The organism is Desulfarculus baarsii DSM 2075 (assembly GCF_000143965.1).
Lineage (GTDB): Bacteria > Desulfobacterota > Desulfarculia > Desulfarculales > Desulfarculaceae > Desulfarculus > Desulfarculus baarsii.
Window position 1 is genome coordinate 2,277,452 of sequence record NC_014365.1, and the last position, 15,660, is coordinate 2,293,111.

The window sequence follows — 15,660 nt, forward strand, 5'->3', positions numbered from 1 at the left end:
GATTTGGTATTAAGAAACAACTTCTCCCACGTTATATTGGCGCTTATAGTCAAAATTGTGCGCCCCGAGGATGTGCCTGTCAACCGCTTTGGCCGTGGCGCGCGGCCCTTTTCGACCGTCGGGACAGGCCGGGCGTGGAGGCGACGACCAAATGAAGCGCTTCGACCAAAAGCCGCCGGCGGTGGTCCTGCTCTCCGGCGGGCTGGACTCCGCCACTTGCCTGGCCATGGCCAACGACCAGGGTTTTGAACCGCACGCCCTGAGCTTTCGCTATGGCCAGCGCCACGCCGTCGAGTTGCTCGCGGCCCAGCGGGTGGCCCAGGCCCTTGGCGCGCGCCGGCACCTGATCCTTGACGTGGATCTGCGCGGCGTGGGCGGCTCGGCCCTGACCGCCGACATGGCCGTGCCCAAAGGCCGCTCACTGGCCGAGATGACCGACGGCGTGCCCGTGACCTACGTGCCGGCGCGCAACACGCTGTTTTTGTCGCTGGCCCTGGCCTGGGCCGAGACCCTCGATTGCGCCGACATCTTCATCGGCGTCAACGCCCTGGATTACTCGGGCTATCCCGATTGCCGGCCCGAGTTCATCCTGGCCTTCGAGAACCTGGCCAACCTGGCCACCAAAATGTCCACCGAGCAAGGCCGCTACATCCGCGTCCACGCCCCGCTCATCCGCATGACCAAAGCCCAGATCATCCGCGCCGGCTTGGCCCTGGGCGTGGATTACGGCCTGACCCATTCGTGCTACGACCCAGACGCCGACGGCAAACCCTGCGGCCAGTGTGACTCGTGCCTGCTGCGAGCCAAAGGCTTCGCCGAGGCCAAAACGCCGGATCCGGCCTTGAAAGACTCTTGACCGCCGCCCGCCATCGGCGGCGCAGCACGGCCTGACGCGCTCCCCGCCAGGCCAGGAGAACGATTTCATGACCGACGCGCTCTACGAAGCATTGGGCCTTATCTTGGGCAACATGTCGACAAGCCTGTTGCTCCTCGCGCTGCTCATCGGCGCGTTTTTCGCGGCCAAGGTCAAGGGCACCCACAAGCGCCGCGCCGTCACCGAGTGTTTTCTGCGGCCGCTGTTGTTTTTCAGCCTGGGCTGCGCCAGCCTGTGGAACGCCTATTGGCACGCCGTCCAGCCCGCCGAGGTGGCCAGGTTCATCGGCTGGCAACCCAGCCCCTTCCAATGGGAGATCGCCATGACCAACCTGGGCCTGAGCCTGGCCGGCCTAATCGCCTGGCAGGCCAGCCGGGGCTTTCGCCTGGCCACGGCCCTTTTCGCGGCGGTGTTTCTGTGGGGCGCGGCGGCGGGCCACATCTGGCAATTGGTCTATCTGCAAGACACCGCCCCGGGCAACGCCGGCGGCATTGTCTACACCGACGTGCTGACTCCGCTGCTGCTGGTGGTCTTGTTGGCGGTGCAAGACGGCGAAAAAGCCGAATCGCTGGCTTAGAGCGCCAGGTAAGCTTTGCGCACACCTTCGTCGGCAGCCACCAGCGCCGACGGGCCATCCAGCGTGACGCGGCCGTTTTCCAGCACATAGGCCCGCTGGCAGGCCCGCAGGGCCAGAGAAACCTTCTGCTCGACCAGCAACACCGTCACGCCCTCGGCGGCGATGCGGCCGATGGCCTCGAAGACCTGGCCGGCCAACAACGGGTGTAGGCCCAGCGACGGCTCGTCCAGCAACAATAGCGCCGGCTGGGCCATCAGCGCCCGGCCCAGGGCCAGCATCTGGCGCTCGCCGCCCGACAGGGTGCTGGCTTTTTGCGCGGCCCGCTGGGCCAGACGCGGAAACAGCCCCTCCACCCGCTCCAGCGCGGCCAGACGCCGCCGCCGATCCAACACGTGGCCGCCGACCAGCAAATTGTCGCGGCAGGTCATTTCGGCAAACAGGCGGCCGCCCTCCGGGGCCAGGCACATGCCCAGGCGCACCAGACGCCGGCTGGGCAGGCCCAGGATCGACCGGCCCGCCAGCAACACCCGGCCCTCGGCCCGGACCAAGCCCATCAACGCCAACAACAACGTCGTCTTGCCCGCGCCGTTGGGGCCGATCAAGGCCACGGCCTCGCCCCGCTCCACCCGCAGCCCCACGCCCCACAACGCCTGGATGTCGCCGTGATAGGCCCGCAGGTCGCTGACCTCAAGCATGGACGTCGCTCCCCAGATAGGCCTCGATCACCGCCGCTTCGCGCACCACCTCCTCGGGTCGGCCCTGGGCGATCAGCCGGCCCTGGTCCAGCACCATCACCCGCCGGCAGATTCCCAGCACCGCCCGCATCACGTGCTCAACCATCAGCAGCCCCACGCCCATGGCGTTGATTTGCCGCAACAAATCCAGCGCTTGGTCGGTCTCGACCGGCGTGAGCCCGGCCAGGTTTTCGTCCAAAAGAATCACCTTGGGCCGCGTGGCCAGGGCCCGGGCCAGCTCCAGGCGGCGGCGGTTGACCACCGTCAACCGGCCGGAGGGCGCGTCAGCCAGCGCGGCCAGGCCGGTCAGCGCCAGATGCTCCTCGGCCGCGCGCCGCGCCGCGCCCATGGCCAGGCCGCCGCCAAAAACCGCCGCAGCCACCACGTTTTCCCGCACGGTCAGTTCGCTCAGCGGCTGGGGAATCTGGCCGGTGAGGGCCAGGCCCAGCCGACAGACGCGCCAGGCCGCCAGGCCGACGATGGGCCGACCCTCCAGAAAAGCCTGGCCGGCGTCTGGGCGCATCAAGCCGCCAAGCAGTCGAAACATCGTGCTTTTTCCGCTGCCGTTGGGGCCGATCACCCCCAGCGCGCCGCCATGCTCCAGGCGCAGATTCACGCCGTCCAGGGCGCGCAGAGCCCCGAAACTCTTGCTCAGGCCACGGGCCTCCAGCAACGGCTCGCCGCTCACCGCCGCCCTCCCCGGCCCAGTCCGCCCACCAGGCCCCGCGGCAGAAAAATTATCACAGCCACGATCACCGCCCCCACCAGGGCCAGGTAAAAGTCCAAAAACTCCGCGCCAAGATAGTCTTCCAACGTCTGCAAGGCCGCCGCGCCCAGGGCCGGGCCCCACAACGAGCCCAAACCGCCCAGCAGGCTCATGATGATCATTTTTATGGTGATGTGCACGTTGAAGGCGTCGGCCGGGGTGAAGTAGCTGATGCGCGTGGCCTGCACCCCGCCCAGCAGCCCGATCAGCGTGGCGGCCAGGCAATAGACGGTCATCTTGGCGGCCAAGGTGTTGACGCCGATGCGCGCGGCCACGGCCTCGTCGCCGCGCAGGGCTCGCAAGGCCAGGCCCAGCCGGCCGCCCCGGACCATGGCGCAAGTCGCCAGCACCAGGCAAGCGATGGATAAGTAGGCGTAATAATAGTCTAAATCATCAAGACGCACGGCCACGGTCAGGCCCATGGCCCCGCCCGTCAGGCCCTCCCATTGCTGGCAGATCTGCTTGAGCGCCTCGGCCAGGGCCAGGGTGGCGATGGCGAAATAAGCCCCGCGCAGACGCAGCGTCGGCAGGCCCACCGCCAGCGCCGCCAGCGCCGGTATCAGCGCCGCCAGGGCCAGCGCCAAGATCAGGGGCGCGCCGGAACCCAGGCAGATTCCGGCGGCGTAGGCTCCCAGGCCGGCGTAGGCAGCCGAGCCGAAATCGATATAGCCTGTGTTGCCGCAAGCCAGGTTCCAGCAACTGGCCATGCCCACCCAAAAAAAGATGTCGGTCAACAGCGCCAGGTGATAGCCCGGGCCGGCCAGCGGCAGCAAGGCCAGCCCACCGCCGGCCAGGGCCGCGCCCAGCCAAGCGAACCGGCGGTTCACTCGACCATGCCCTTGCCGGTCAGCCCGGCCGGACGCAACAGCAGCGTCAGATACAAGATCGTGAACATGATCGCCAGCGACCAGCCCGGCGAAATCAGCGCCGTGCAAAGCTCGCCCACCACGCCCAACAGCGCCCCGCCGATCAACGCGCCCGGCAGATAGCCCATGCCACCGACCACCACCACGCAAAAAGCCAGGATCGTGTAGGGCAGGCCCATGGCCACGTCCACGTCGCGCACCATGGCCACCAGCGCCCCGGAAAGCCCGGTCAGCCCCGCGCCCAGGGCGAAGGTCAGGGCGAAGACCTTGCCCACGTCCACACCCATCAACTCCGCCGCCTGGCGATCCTGGGCCGTGGCCCGGATGGCCCGGCCCCAGGCCGTGCGCGAAAGAAACAGATGCAGCCCGCCGACCATGGCCAGGGCCGCCAAACACACCATCGACTTCAACAGCGGCAGGTCCAGGCCCCACAAACGCAGCCCCGCGCCCGAATACGGCGTGGTCACCGCCCGGGGATCGGCGCTCCAGGCCAGCAGGGCCAGGTTGGCAATGATCAGGTGCAGGCCAAATGTGAGGATGTAGCTCATCACCGGCGGACGGCCGGCGATGGGGGCCAGAAACAGCCGCTGCATGACGTAGCCCAGAGCGAACATCAAGCCAAAACTCAGCGGCAACGACCACAGCGGCCCCAGACCAAGCCCGTGGAACAGCCCCGCGCAGACGAACGCCCCCAGCATGACCAGTTCGCCGTGGGCGATGTTCAAAACGCCCATCACGCCAAAGATCAGCGAAAGCCCCGTGGCGAAGGCCGCATAGACCCCGCCGGCCAACAGCCCGTTTATCAGCGCCTGGATGATCAGCATGACGCGCGCGATGCCGGCGGCCGAGCCGCTAGCGTTGACTCCAGGGCTTCATGGGGTAACGGGGCGGCGCGGTGCGGGCGCTTTGCGGGTAGACGCAGGCCAGCTTGCCGTCCTGGACCTGCACGCACACCGGCGGATGGGCCACGTTGGCCCCGTCGGCGTCGAACTTGATCCGGCCATAAAAGGTCATCACGTCCATGGCGTGCAGTCTTTCCATGATCGCCCGGCGGCCGGCGGCGTCGATGGGCGGAGTCAGGCCCAACTCCTGCACGGCCAATTGCTGGGCCACCGCCCCGGCCACGGCGGCCGCCTCGACGTAATCGGGCTCGCGGCCAAAGCGCTGGCGATAAGCCGTGGCGAATTGGGCCGCCGAGCCAAACACCGGCCCGTCATATGGCAGATTGGGCGTCCACTCGCTGGCCGCGAAAACGCCCTCGGCGTCGGGGCCCAACTCCTGGACAAAGGCCGGCACGGTGGGGCCATACGAAAAAGCCACGGCTTTGGGGCTGTAGTTGATCTCTTTCATCGCCCGCATCACGCGCAGGGCCACCTGCAAATGCGAGCCCACCAGCAGCACGTCCGCGCCCGAGGCCTTGGCCTTGGCCAGCACGGTGTTGTAGTCCTGCATGGCCAGCGGGAACAGCTCGTAGTGCACGACCTCCAGGCCGGCTGTCGAGGCCTGATCACGATAGCCCTGGCAAGCCAGCGCCGTGAAGGGGATGTCCGAGCCGATGATCGCGCAGGTCCGGGGCTTGGGCGAAAGGCCGGCCATGGCCCGCACCACGCCCGAGACCTCGTCGGTGGCCCGACCCAGGGTCGAGAAATAGTATTTGTAGCCACGCTCGAAGAGATTGTTGGAGCTGGCCCCGCCGCTGATCATCGGATAGCCCAGGGCCTCGCCGGCGGCCGAGGCGGCCATGACCAGGCTGGAGCCATAGCCGCCCAGCAACAGATCGACCCTGTCGGCCGTGGCCAGCTTGCGCACCAGCAGCTGCGAGCGCTGAGGCGTGGAGGCGTCGTCGTAGATCACCAGCTCCACGGGGTGGCGCCGGCCGCCGGCCAGGACGCCGCCCTGGGCGTTGACGTGTTCGGCCCAGAAGGTGTAGGCGTCCTTGATCTGGGCCCCGTCCTTGCCGAACAGGCCCGAAAGGGGCAATACCGCGCCGATCCGGTAACCGGCCACTGGCTCGGCCTGGGCCGTGATGGTCATGGCGCACAAGGCCAAAAGGGCGATGATCATTTTGCGCATCGGGCGCTCCTTTTCGTTGGCGTGGCCAACTCCGGGCTCAGCGAGCGATGGTGCCGGCCGGGGCCGGCGTCAAGGGCAGCTCGCGGATGGGAGGCTGGCCCTCCGGTTCGCCAGGCGGCGTGTAGGGCTGAAGCTGGGGCCTGGGCTGGCTGTCGAGTTGTCCGTCAACCGATTCGGGCTCCTCGTCGGCGCTGGGCTTGGGATAGGACGGCGGACCGACGCTCTGACCGGCCTGGGCCAGGGGCACGAAACGCTCGCGCGAGATGGTGAACAGCTCCAGCGCCTTGACGAAACGGCCGTCGGACCCCACGCTGATCTGGCCGCAGACGCCTTCCACCGCGCTGGCCTGGGACAATTGCCGGCAAAACTCGGCCCTGGTGCGCGGCGCCTCGGGGCCGTCCATGATCCGCCGCAGCATGATCGCCGCGTCATAACCGTGGGCGTCGAGCAGGTTGGGTTTGCGGCCCATGTTGCGCGAAAACGCCTCGACAAACTCACGCACCATGGGCCGCGGGTCGTCGGGATTGAAGGGCACGGGGAAAATGCAGCCTTCCAGATAGCGGCCGGCGGTCTTTAGCACCACCGGGTCGTGCCACAGGCTCGAGCCCAGCAGGTCGATGCCGATGACGTCGTGATAAGCCAACTGGGGGGCGATCATGCCCAGCCTGGCTCCGCCGTCGGGGATGAACAAGGCCTCGAAGTCGATGACCGGCGCGGGAGAATCAGGATCGCCTGGGCGGTAATTGCCCGGCGGCAAAGCGGCCAATTGTTTGATCTGCGGCGAAAAATCGGGCAGATTCTGGTCGTAGAAGATCTTGCGCACCACGCTGCCGTCGCGCTGGATCACGCTTTTTTCCATCAGCTCGGCAAAGCCCTGGCCGTAGGGGCTTTTGGGGGCCAAAATGGCTATCAGGCGCTTGTGACGCTTGCCCATGACCTCGTCCAAAACCACATCGACCTGCTCTTGGGGCGTGAAAAAGTTCTGAAACACGCACGGCGCGGCCTGGGAGACGCCCTCCAGCCGGCTGAGGGTGATCAACGGCACGCCGTGTTGGGCCGCCTGCCGGGCCGCGGCCAGGGATGTGGCCGCGCGCATGGGCCCGATGATGGCCATGACCCGGCGTTGCACGGCCAGGGTGTCCACGGCCTGGGCCGCGGAGCGAGGGTCGCCCTTGCTGTCTTCGATGTAGAGCGTGGGGCCGCGGCCGTCGGCGCGGAACAGGCCCAGGCCCAGTTCGATAGCCGCCAGGACCTGCGAAGCCGTGGCCGCGTATGGCCCGCTCAGCGGCAGAATCACGCCCACCGCGCGCGGGTCGACCAGCCTGGCCTGGGCCAGGGCCGCCGCCAAGTCGCGTTGTTGGTCTTCGAAGGCGTTGGCCTGGGGGTCCAACCGCAGGCGCTCGATGGTCTGTCCGGCCTGATCGAGCAGGCCCTCGCGCAGTTGGGCCCTGGCCAAACCGAGCACCAAGGCCGCCCGCATCTGGGGCGTGGCGGCTTTTTGCTCCATCAGGGCCACGGATTCGCTGCGGACCTGGCCGGCCAAATCGGCCAGGCGGGCCATGTGCTCGGGCGTGGTAAGGCCGTATTGTTCGGCCCAGCGCAGGTACGAAGCCGCCGCCTCCTCGTGGCGGCCCAGCTTTTCCAGGGCCGCGCAGAGGTCTTCCAGGGCCTGTTTGGCCTGAAGCCCGTCCAGGGGCGCGGGCGGCTTGAACAAAAGCGCGCGCAGGCGGCCGGCGGCTTTGTCGTTTTGGCCGGCCTTCCGCTCCAGGTCGCCGTGCAGGATCTGGGCCCGGACCTGTTCGGCCGGCGCGAGCGCCGCAAGCTTGAGGCCGTTCAAAGTCCGCAGGGCCGGGCCGTCCTGACCGTCGGCCGCCTGGGCCCGGGCCAGCCAGAAGATGGCCGACTGCCGCGCGCCATCGTCGCTGGCGCCGTCGGCCGCGGCGCGAAAGGCGTCGGCCGCGGCCTGATATTGGCCGTTGGCCATGCGCTCGTGGCCCAGCTTGAACAGGGCTCGCACCTCGGTTTTGGCGTCGAGGGGCGGCGTGGCGGGCTCGGGGCCCGTGGTGGCGCAGCCGGCACAGGCCAGGGCCAGGGCCAGGGCCAAGGCGTTTATCCAACGAGGCATCACGGTTTGTCCACTTCCTCAAAATCGGCGTCGATGAAATCTTCGAAGTCAACCTTGGGGCCGCCGCCGTTATCACGGCCCCGCGCGCCGGCCGCGCCGTACATGGCGCCGGCCAGCTTGTGGCTGGCTTTGATCAGCACGTCCATGGCCAGATCGATCTTGGCCTTGCTCTGGGCCCTCAGGGCCGAACGCACCCCGCGCAGGGCCTGGTTGGCCTCTTCCATGACCTCGGCGCCCACGCTGCCCCGCGCCTGGCCCATGGCCTCCTCGACCTGATAGGCCAGGCCGTGGGCGTGATCGGCGGCCTCGGCCAGCTTGCGCCGCCGGCGGTCCTCCTCGGCGTGCTCTTCGGCGTCGTTGATCAGGCGCTGGATCTCGGCCTCGTCAAGGCCGCTGGGCGCGGCGATCTTGATCGACTGCTCGCGGCCGGTGGCCAAGTCCTTGGCCCCGACCTTGACCAGGCCGTTGGCGTCGATGTCGAAGGTGACCTCGATCTGCGGCACGCCGCGGGGCGCGGGCCGGATGCCCACCAGTTCGAAACGGCCCAGGGTCTTGTTGTCGACGACCATCTCCCGCTCGCCCTGCAGGACGTGGATGCTCACCGCCGGCTGGTTGTCCTCGGCGGTGCTGAAAATCTGGCTCTTGCGGGTGGGGATGGTTGTGTTGCGCTCGATAAGCTTGGTCATCACCCCGCCCATGGTCTCGATGCCCAAGCTCAGGGGAGTCACGTCCAACAGCACCAGGTTCTTGACCTCGCCGCCGATCATTCCGGCCTGGATGGCCGCGCCGATGGCCACGACCTCGTCGGGGTTGACGCTCCTGATCGGCTGGCGACCGAAAATGGCGTGCACCTTGCGTTGGACCTTGGGCATGCGCGTCATGCCGCCAACCAGGATCACCTCCTGGATGTCGGCGGGAGCCAGGCCGGCGTCTTGCATGGCCAGGCGGCAGGGCCCCTCGGTGCGGGCGATCAGATCGTCGACCATGGCCTCGAACTGGGCCCTGGTCAGCTTGATCTGCAGGTGCTTGGGCCCGCCGGCGTCGGCGGTGATAAAGGGCAGATTGACCTCGGTCTCGATCAGGGAGCTGAGCTCCATCTTGGCCCGTTCGGCCGCCTCGCGCAGGCGCTGCAGGGCCATGTTGTCGGCCCGCAGATCCACGCCGTGTTCTTTCTGAAACTCGCGGGCCAGAAAGTCCACCAGCCGGCGGTCGAAATCCTCTCCGCCCAGGTGGGTGTCGCCGTTGGTGGCCTTGACGTGAAAAACGCCGTCACCCAGTTCGAGGATGGAGATATCGAAGGTGCCGCCGCCCAGGTCGAAGACGGCCACCCGCGCCGCGCCGCGCCGATCCAGGCCGTAGGCCAGCGCCGCCGCCGTGGGTTCGTTGATGATGCGCGGCACCTCCAGCCCGGCCACGCGGCCGGCGTCCTTGGTGGCTTGGCGCTGGCTGTCGTTGAAATAGGCCGGCACGGTGATCACGGCCTTGCTCACCGGCTCGCCCAAAAAATCCTCGGCCGTCTGCTTGAGCTTGGCCAGGACCATGGCGCTGAGCTCTGGCGGGCTGTAGGCGCGGCCCCACAGGGTGATGTTGGCGTCGCCGTTTTTGGCCGGCACGATGATATAGGGCAGAAACTGCTGCTCGCGCTGGACGCTGGCCGAACGAAACTTGCGGCCGATCAGCCGCTTGACGGCAAAGACCGTGTTGGCCGGGTTGGTGGCCGCCTGGCGCTTGGCCACCTGGCCCACCAGGCGTTGGCCGTCCTCGCCGATGGCCACCATGCTGGGCGTGGTGCGGCTACCCTCCTGGTTGGTGATGACCTTGGGCTCACCGCCGTCCATCACCGCCACGCAGGAGTTGGTCGTGCCCAGATCGATGCCGATGATCTTGCCCATCTAGCCGGAAGCCTCCATCGATCCGGCCGGGGCGCGCGCCGCCGGGCCGGACGGGCGGTCAATCAATCCGAAGCCGCCTCGTCCTCCGCGGGTGCGGGGGCCTTGGCCACCACCACCATGGCCGGCCGCAGCAGCCGCCCCTGGAACAGATAACCCTTCTGGAATTGGCTGAGCACGGCGCCCTCTTCCACGTCGGGGTTCTCCTGCTGCATCATGGCCTCGTGGAGTTGGGGGTCGAAGGGCTGGCCCAGGGCGTCGATGGCCTCCAGGCCATGGCGCTCCAGGGTTTTGCGCAACTCGCCAAGAACCATCTCCACGCCCTTTTGCAGGGTTTGCTTGTCGGCCTCGCCGGCGGCGCCCAGGGCCCGCTCCAGGTTGTCCAGAACCGGCAGCAGGTCGCCGGCCATGGCCTCGTTGGCCCGCTTGAGGAACTCGGCTTTTTCGCGCTCGCCGCGTTTTTTGTAATTGTCGAACTCGGCGGCCAGGCGCATGAAGCGGTCTTCCAACTCGGCGCGCTGGGCCTGGCACTGTTCCAGGTCGCTCATCGGCTCGTCGACGACCTCTTGGGCCGGACCGTCGACCTGGCCGGTCGCCTTGGCCGCCTCGCGCTGTTCGTCCGGCTTGTTTTTTATATTCATGCGTTCGCTCTTGCTCACTGCCGTTAACCTCCGTTACCCCGGCTGACCGACTCTAATCGCCCCGCGAATCGATGATCCGCGAGACCAGCCGGGCCGTGTAGTCCACCGTGGCGATCACTTTGGAATAATCCATGCGCGTGGGCCCGATGACGGCCAGCGCGCCGGAGGGGCTATCCTGGCCGCCGTAGGAGGCCGTCACCGCCGTCAAGCCGTCCAGGCCGGACAACAGGCCTTCCGAGCCGATGAAGATGCGCACGCCCCGGGCCTCCAAGGCGCGCTCCAACAGGCGCAGCAGGGTCGATTTTTCCTCGAAGGCCTGAAAAATCGCCCGCAAGCGACCCACGTCCGCGAACTCGGGGGCCTCCATCAGATTGGTGCGCCCCTCGATGAACAAATCGCCGTCACCCTGGCCCTGCAAGGCCTTCTGGCCCAGGCGCAGGGCCCGACCCAGCACCGCGTCGAAGCGGTTTTTCTCCTTGGCCATCTCCTTGGCCACGCGCTTGCGCACTTGGCTCAAGGTAAGCTCGCCCATGAGGCTGTTCAAGTAGCGCGTGCATTTATCCAGGTTTTCCTGGCTGACGTCCTCGTCGCTGAGGATGACGCGGTTTTGCACCACGCCGCTACGGGTGACCATCACCACCAGGATCAGCGATTCGCTGAGCCGGACAAACTCCATCTGGCGAAAGACGTCGTTGTCGGGGTTGGGCGCGGCCACCACCGCGGCCAGGCGGTTGACGTCGCTGAGGGCCTTGCCGGCGGTTTTCAACAGGCCGTTCAAGTCGTAGGCCTGATTTTCGTCCAGGGCGCGGTGGATCATCAGCTTGGCCTGGTCTTCCAGTTCGCCCACTTGGAGGATGGTGTCGACGTAGAGGCGCAGGCCTTCATTGGTGGGCACGCGGCCGGCCGAGACGTGGGGCTGCTCCAACAGGCCCATCTCCTCCAGATCGGCCATGACGTTGCGCACGGTGGCCGGCGAGAGGTCGACGTAATCCTGGCGCGAGATCGTGCGCGAGCCGACGGGCTCGGCCGTGGCGATGTAGTTGGCCACCACCGCCGCCAAGATGAGCTTGGATCTGTCGGAAAGTTCTTTTGTCACAAGCAGTTGCCCCTCACTAGCCCCCGCCGGCGGAGGCTGGGAGAATCTATCAACCCCCGGCTGTCATGTCAAGCGGAGCGCTCCGACAGCAGCCAGCTAGCCAGCGCCACCGCCGTCCGCGCGGCCTGGCCGTCGGCCTTGATGGCCAATAGCGTTTCCTCCAGGCCACGGCCCGAGGCCATGCGTCCGGCCTCGTTGCCGCGCAGCAGGCTCAGCACCGCCCGGCTCATGGCCCGGCCCAGGGCGGCCATGTCCTTGTCCGGGTCGTTTTGCAACTCCAGGGCCAGGGGCGCGGCCACGCGCAGCAGCCGACCCTCGACCATGCCGTAGACCATGCGCGCCAAGGCCGGCGCCAACTGGCGGGTGGCCAGGGCGATGGCCTCGTCGTCCTCGCCCTGGGGCTTTTGCAGCAGGCCGTCGGCCCCGGCCATGGACATGGCCACGCCGTCGGCGTAGAGGGCCTTGCGACTGTAACCCAGGGCCGCGGCCCAGGGATAGGCCTCGCGCGCGGCGGCCAGGTTGTCCAAGCCATAATGGCGGCCCTGGCCCATCATGCCAGCCGCTCGCCGAAAGGCCATCTGCACGCGGTCCACATAGGCGTAGACCCGGCGCAGCAGCAAATTGGCCTCGGCCGAAGTGGGCTTTTCCACCCCGGCGTAGAGCCGCTCCACGCCGGGCTGCTTGCCCAGCATCTTGACCATCTCTTGGGGCGTGGGCAGTTGGGGTTTGAAATCCGAGTCGCCGCCCAGGATATCCAGCAAAAAGCACACCGGAACCCGCGAGCCGATGGCCTCGGCCGCCTCGGCGAAGGTCCGCGCGCAGACGAACTCGGCCCGGCCAAAGGCCGGCGCGGCGTTTTCCACGAAGTTATCCAGCTCGAACTGGGCGTCATCCACGAAACAGAACAGGGCTTTCATCGACATCCCCCGACAGGCGGCAAGGCTTCATCATTTATTAATACCACAAACCATCGCCGCCGCGAGGCCGCGGCTCGAACTTGACCGCCGCCGCCGGCGGTGCTATTGCTTGTAGCGGACTAATCATCCCCCGATAAAGGGGGTTTACCCAAACCGCCCGCGATGGAGTGGCAAAATGAAAAACGTGATGATCATCGGTTGTGGTTCTTACATGGACAGCGGCTATGGTTGCCCCGGCGAGTGGCGCTGTCTCAAGGCCGCGGCCATGGGCGAGGGCAAATTCGACGAGCCGGTCAAGGTGGTGGCCTTGGTCAAATGCCAGTGTCCGGGCCGGTCGATGGTGCCCAACCTGGGCATGGCCATGAAGCTTTCCGAAACACGGCCCGACGCGGTCTACCTCAGTTCGTGCATGGTCGGGGCCAAACCGGCCTGCCCCCACAGCACCGTCGAGGAAAAGATCGCCTTTATCCAGGAAAAAACCGGCCTGCCCGTGGTCATCGCCGGCACCCACGACTATCACTAACACTTTAACAGCCCGGGGGAAACCCTTTCCGGCCCCGCGCCGCGAAAGAGTTTCCCCCGCCACCGCCCCGCGCCCCTGGCTTGCGCCGGGCCATTTTGGCCCTTATATTTCAACAACGCGCGAATCATCACGAAAGCGGGGATAGAACCATGACCCTTCCCGAGCCTCAAGGCTTCGATTACGTCGGCAACTGCATCCGGCCGCCCAGCGAGGCCAATTCGATCCTGATCCAGGCCACCCTGGGTTGCAGCCACAACAAATGCGCCTTTTGCGGCACCTATTACGACAAGCGCTTTGGCATCAAAGACCGCCAAACCCTGGAGCAAGACCTGCGCTTCGCCCAGAAGCACTGTCGCCGCCAAGACCGCGTCTTTGTCATGGACGGCGACGCGCTGATCATGCCCATGGCCCACTGGGAGTGGCTCTTGGGCCAGATCCGCGAAAAACTGCCCTGGGTGCGGCGGGTGGGCAGCTACGCCAACAGCAAGAGCATCGCCATGAAAAGCGATGACGACCTGCGCCGCCTGCGCGAGCTGGGCCTTGGCATCTTGTATTACGGCGTGGAAAGCGGCCACCCCGACGTGCTGCGCGACATCAAAAAAGGGGCCGACCCCGAAAAGCTCATCACCCAGGGCCGGCGGGCCAAGGCGGCTGGCATGAAGGTTTCGGTGACGGTGCTGTTGGGCGTGGGCGGGGCCGAACGCAGCCAAGAGCACGCCAGGGCCACCGGCCAGTTGCTCACGGCCATGGACCCGGATTACGTCGGCGCGCTGACGCTGATGCTCATCCCCGGCACGCCCATGGGCGACGCCCACGCGGCCGGCCAGTTCAAGCTGCCCGACGCCAAGGGCATGCTCATGGAGCTGCGCGAGATGCTGGCCAACACCGACCTGAGCGACGGCCTGTTTTTCGCCAACCACGCCAGCAATTATCTGCCGATCAAAGCCTATCTGCCGGCCGACAAGCAAAAGGCCCTGGAGTTGATCGACGGCGCGCTGTCCGGCCGGGTCGGCCTCAAGCCCGAGTGGATGCGCGCCCTTTAGCGGCGCTTTGCGTTGGCGCTGAAACGCGCGGTTTGGCGGCGTCGGAGCGCTGGCCGGGCCGCGCGTTTTTTTGGGGCGCGGCGCCTGGTCAGCGACGCATTTTGTTGCGCACGGCCAAGCCAAAAAGGCCGGCCTGGACCAGGAGGAGCGTCTGGTAGATCCGCAGCCACAGCGTGTAGAGATAGCAGCCGGTTGCGTCGTGGTTGATGCTGGCCGAGATGTATTCCTTTGGCGTGGAAAAGGCGGCGTTCAGCCAGGCCAATGTTTGCACGTTTGGCAGGGGGTCGCGCGGCAGAGTTTTCATGATGACGTCAAGGCATTCATGGGCCAGCCACGGCAGAAGCGCCAAAACAACCAGCCAAAGGCCGGCCCGCGACGGGCTTTCGCCATAGCCGCTGACTAATTTGTATAGCCACAGGCCAAGGGCGAACCACGGACGCTTGTTTTGCTTGGCGTCCAGGCGTTGCATTTCCTTTTCGGCGTAGTGCCAATCCGAGGCCAAGGGCTCGTCGGCCCCGTCGCGGGCGACTTTCTTCAGCCGGCGGAACAGGTCGGCCAAGCGGCCGGGCTCGGGGGGCTTGTTTAACTCGGAGAAACGATCAGCGCCAAATACGTTGAAGAGCGGAAAATAGCCCTGCCCTTGAACGGAGCGAGAATCGTAGACAACCTTGCGGCCTTTGCTCTCCGGCCATATGCAGTCGATGAAGCGCATGGACTCGATGGGCGCGCGCAGCAGTGAAAGCCGTGAAATATCGGCGCGTTCGAATTCGATATGCTTGTCTATGATGCAGTCATCAAAGCGGCATGATAGGATTTTTATGTCGCGAAACAAGACAGGGCCACAAAAATGTGTATGGTCACATGACATATCAAGTTGATCAGCAGCATAAAAAACAACTAGCTGATGAAATTTGGAATTTGTAAAGTCTAAATGCCCATTGAATATTGCGTGGCCAAAGTCACATATATTACAAAAAATTGTTTCTAAAAAATCTATTCTGCCACAGAATTCTGTCTGACTAAATTCGCAAAAACTGCTAAATATCGCACACATGAAACTAGATGATTCTGATATTATTGACAGTCCAAAGTCAACATATCCTTTGAATTCTGCATAAGCGAAATTTACATACCCATCAAACCTCACATCATAAAATTCTGATATACCTCCAAATGTTACAGAATCAAAAGACACTGCATTGCAAAACAATGCTTGACTAAATGTTATGTTCGGCAGCGGATTGTCTTTATCATATGCGCTAAAACTAATATATCCCGGAAATATCGCGCCGCGCAAATCACATTCTTCCCCATCCTTCTTGCATTTATCTATTCTCTCAAAGACCTTCTTGTTAAACGCCTCCACGTCTTGCTTTTCCGGGCACTCGGCCGGCGCATGAAAGATGCAATACTCCTCGCCTTCGTATTCAACCGTCGGCTCGGCCGCGCACCAGTTGTCATATTCTTCAGCCTTGCAGCAGGGCATGCTTTCCCCCCAAAAAAACACGGGCCGCGAAAAAGGCCGGGCCCACGCCG

The 15,660-nt window shown here is 65.5% G+C and carries 15 protein-coding genes; 4 read left to right on the plus strand and 11 right to left on the minus strand.

The window, feature by feature from the left end:
* Window positions 1–151 precede the first annotated feature (151 nt).
* Window positions 152–856 carry a 7-cyano-7-deazaguanine synthase QueC gene (gene queC, locus DEBA_RS10250; protein ID WP_013258860.1) on the plus strand — a complete coding sequence of 235 codons (705 nt, stop codon included), beginning with the start codon at window positions 152–154 and terminating at the stop codon, window positions 854–856.
* A 67-nt stretch (window positions 857–923) separates the two neighbouring features.
* A complete protein-coding gene (locus DEBA_RS10255) occupies window positions 924–1,451 on the plus strand; it encodes a DUF6790 family protein (protein WP_013258861.1) in 528 nt (175 codons plus the stop codon).
* Here DEBA_RS10255 and DEBA_RS10260 read toward each other — a convergent pair.
* The 10 genes from DEBA_RS10260 to DEBA_RS10305 all read right to left on the minus strand — a co-directional run bounded on the left by DEBA_RS10260 (window position 1,448) and on the right by DEBA_RS10305 (window position 12,558).
* Complete coding sequence (locus tag DEBA_RS10260) at window positions 1,448–2,146, minus strand: ABC transporter ATP-binding protein (protein WP_013258862.1); 699 nt, start codon at window positions 2,144–2,146, stop codon at window positions 1,448–1,450. The two genes, DEBA_RS10255 and DEBA_RS10260, sit on opposite strands and share 4 nt — an antisense overlap.
* Window positions 2,139–2,873, minus strand: a complete 735-nt coding sequence (locus DEBA_RS10265) for an ABC transporter ATP-binding protein (protein WP_013258863.1) — start codon at window positions 2,871–2,873, stop codon at window positions 2,139–2,141. The genes DEBA_RS10260 and DEBA_RS10265 overlap by 8 nt, the downstream gene beginning before the upstream one ends.
* Window positions 2,870–3,778, minus strand: coding sequence for a branched-chain amino acid ABC transporter permease (locus tag DEBA_RS10270; protein ID WP_013258864.1), 909 nt, complete (start codon window positions 3,776–3,778; stop codon window positions 2,870–2,872). The genes DEBA_RS10265 and DEBA_RS10270 overlap by 4 nt, the downstream gene beginning before the upstream one ends.
* Window positions 3,775–4,641 carry a branched-chain amino acid ABC transporter permease gene (locus tag DEBA_RS10275; protein WP_013258865.1) on the minus strand — a complete coding sequence of 289 codons (867 nt, stop codon included), beginning with the start codon at window positions 4,639–4,641 and terminating at the stop codon, window positions 3,775–3,777. The genes DEBA_RS10270 and DEBA_RS10275 overlap by 4 nt, the downstream gene beginning before the upstream one ends.
* 28 nt (window positions 4,642–4,669) lie before the next feature.
* A complete protein-coding gene (locus tag DEBA_RS10280; RefSeq protein WP_013258866.1) occupies window positions 4,670–5,890 on the minus strand; it encodes an amino acid ABC transporter substrate-binding protein in 1,221 nt (406 codons plus the stop codon).
* Between the two features lie 37 nt (window positions 5,891–5,927).
* Complete coding sequence (locus DEBA_RS10285) at window positions 5,928–8,015, minus strand: ABC transporter substrate-binding protein (protein WP_013258867.1); 2,088 nt, start codon at window positions 8,013–8,015, stop codon at window positions 5,928–5,930.
* Window positions 8,015–9,907 carry a molecular chaperone DnaK gene (dnaK, locus tag DEBA_RS10290; RefSeq protein WP_013258868.1) on the minus strand — a complete coding sequence of 631 codons (1,893 nt, stop codon included), beginning with the start codon at window positions 9,905–9,907 and terminating at the stop codon, window positions 8,015–8,017. The genes DEBA_RS10285 and dnaK overlap by 1 nt, the downstream gene beginning before the upstream one ends.
* A 62-nt stretch (window positions 9,908–9,969) precedes the next feature.
* Window positions 9,970–10,563 (minus strand): nucleotide exchange factor GrpE, encoded by a 594-nt coding sequence (gene grpE, locus DEBA_RS10295; protein ID WP_013258869.1) that lies wholly within the window; start codon window positions 10,561–10,563, stop codon window positions 9,970–9,972.
* Window positions 10,564–10,597: 34 nt separating this feature from the next.
* Window positions 10,598–11,641 carry a heat-inducible transcriptional repressor HrcA gene (gene hrcA / locus DEBA_RS10300; RefSeq protein WP_013258870.1) on the minus strand — a complete coding sequence of 348 codons (1,044 nt, stop codon included), beginning with the start codon at window positions 11,639–11,641 and terminating at the stop codon, window positions 10,598–10,600.
* Window positions 11,642–11,709: 68 nt separating this feature from the next.
* Complete coding sequence (locus tag DEBA_RS10305; protein ID WP_013258871.1) at window positions 11,710–12,558, minus strand: hypothetical protein; 849 nt, start codon at window positions 12,556–12,558, stop codon at window positions 11,710–11,712.
* Between the two features lie 175 nt (window positions 12,559–12,733).
* Here DEBA_RS10305 and DEBA_RS10310 point away from each other — a divergent pair, with 175 nt between their 5' ends.
* The gene (locus DEBA_RS10310) at window positions 12,734–13,081 is read left to right on the plus strand and encodes a CGGC domain-containing protein (protein ID WP_013258872.1); all 348 of its coding nucleotides are present in this window, start codon (window positions 12,734–12,736) and stop codon (window positions 13,079–13,081) included.
* Window positions 13,082–13,230: 149 nt separating this feature from the next.
* Window positions 13,231–14,124, plus strand: coding sequence for a radical SAM protein (locus DEBA_RS10315; protein ID WP_013258873.1), 894 nt, complete (start codon window positions 13,231–13,233; stop codon window positions 14,122–14,124).
* A gap of 88 nt (window positions 14,125–14,212) precedes the next feature.
* On the opposite strand, the gene DEBA_RS18145 is transcribed toward DEBA_RS10315, so the two are convergent.
* Window positions 14,213–15,610, minus strand: coding sequence for a pentapeptide repeat-containing protein (locus DEBA_RS18145; RefSeq protein WP_013258874.1), 1,398 nt, complete (start codon window positions 15,608–15,610; stop codon window positions 14,213–14,215).
* Window positions 15,611–15,660 lie beyond the last annotated feature (50 nt).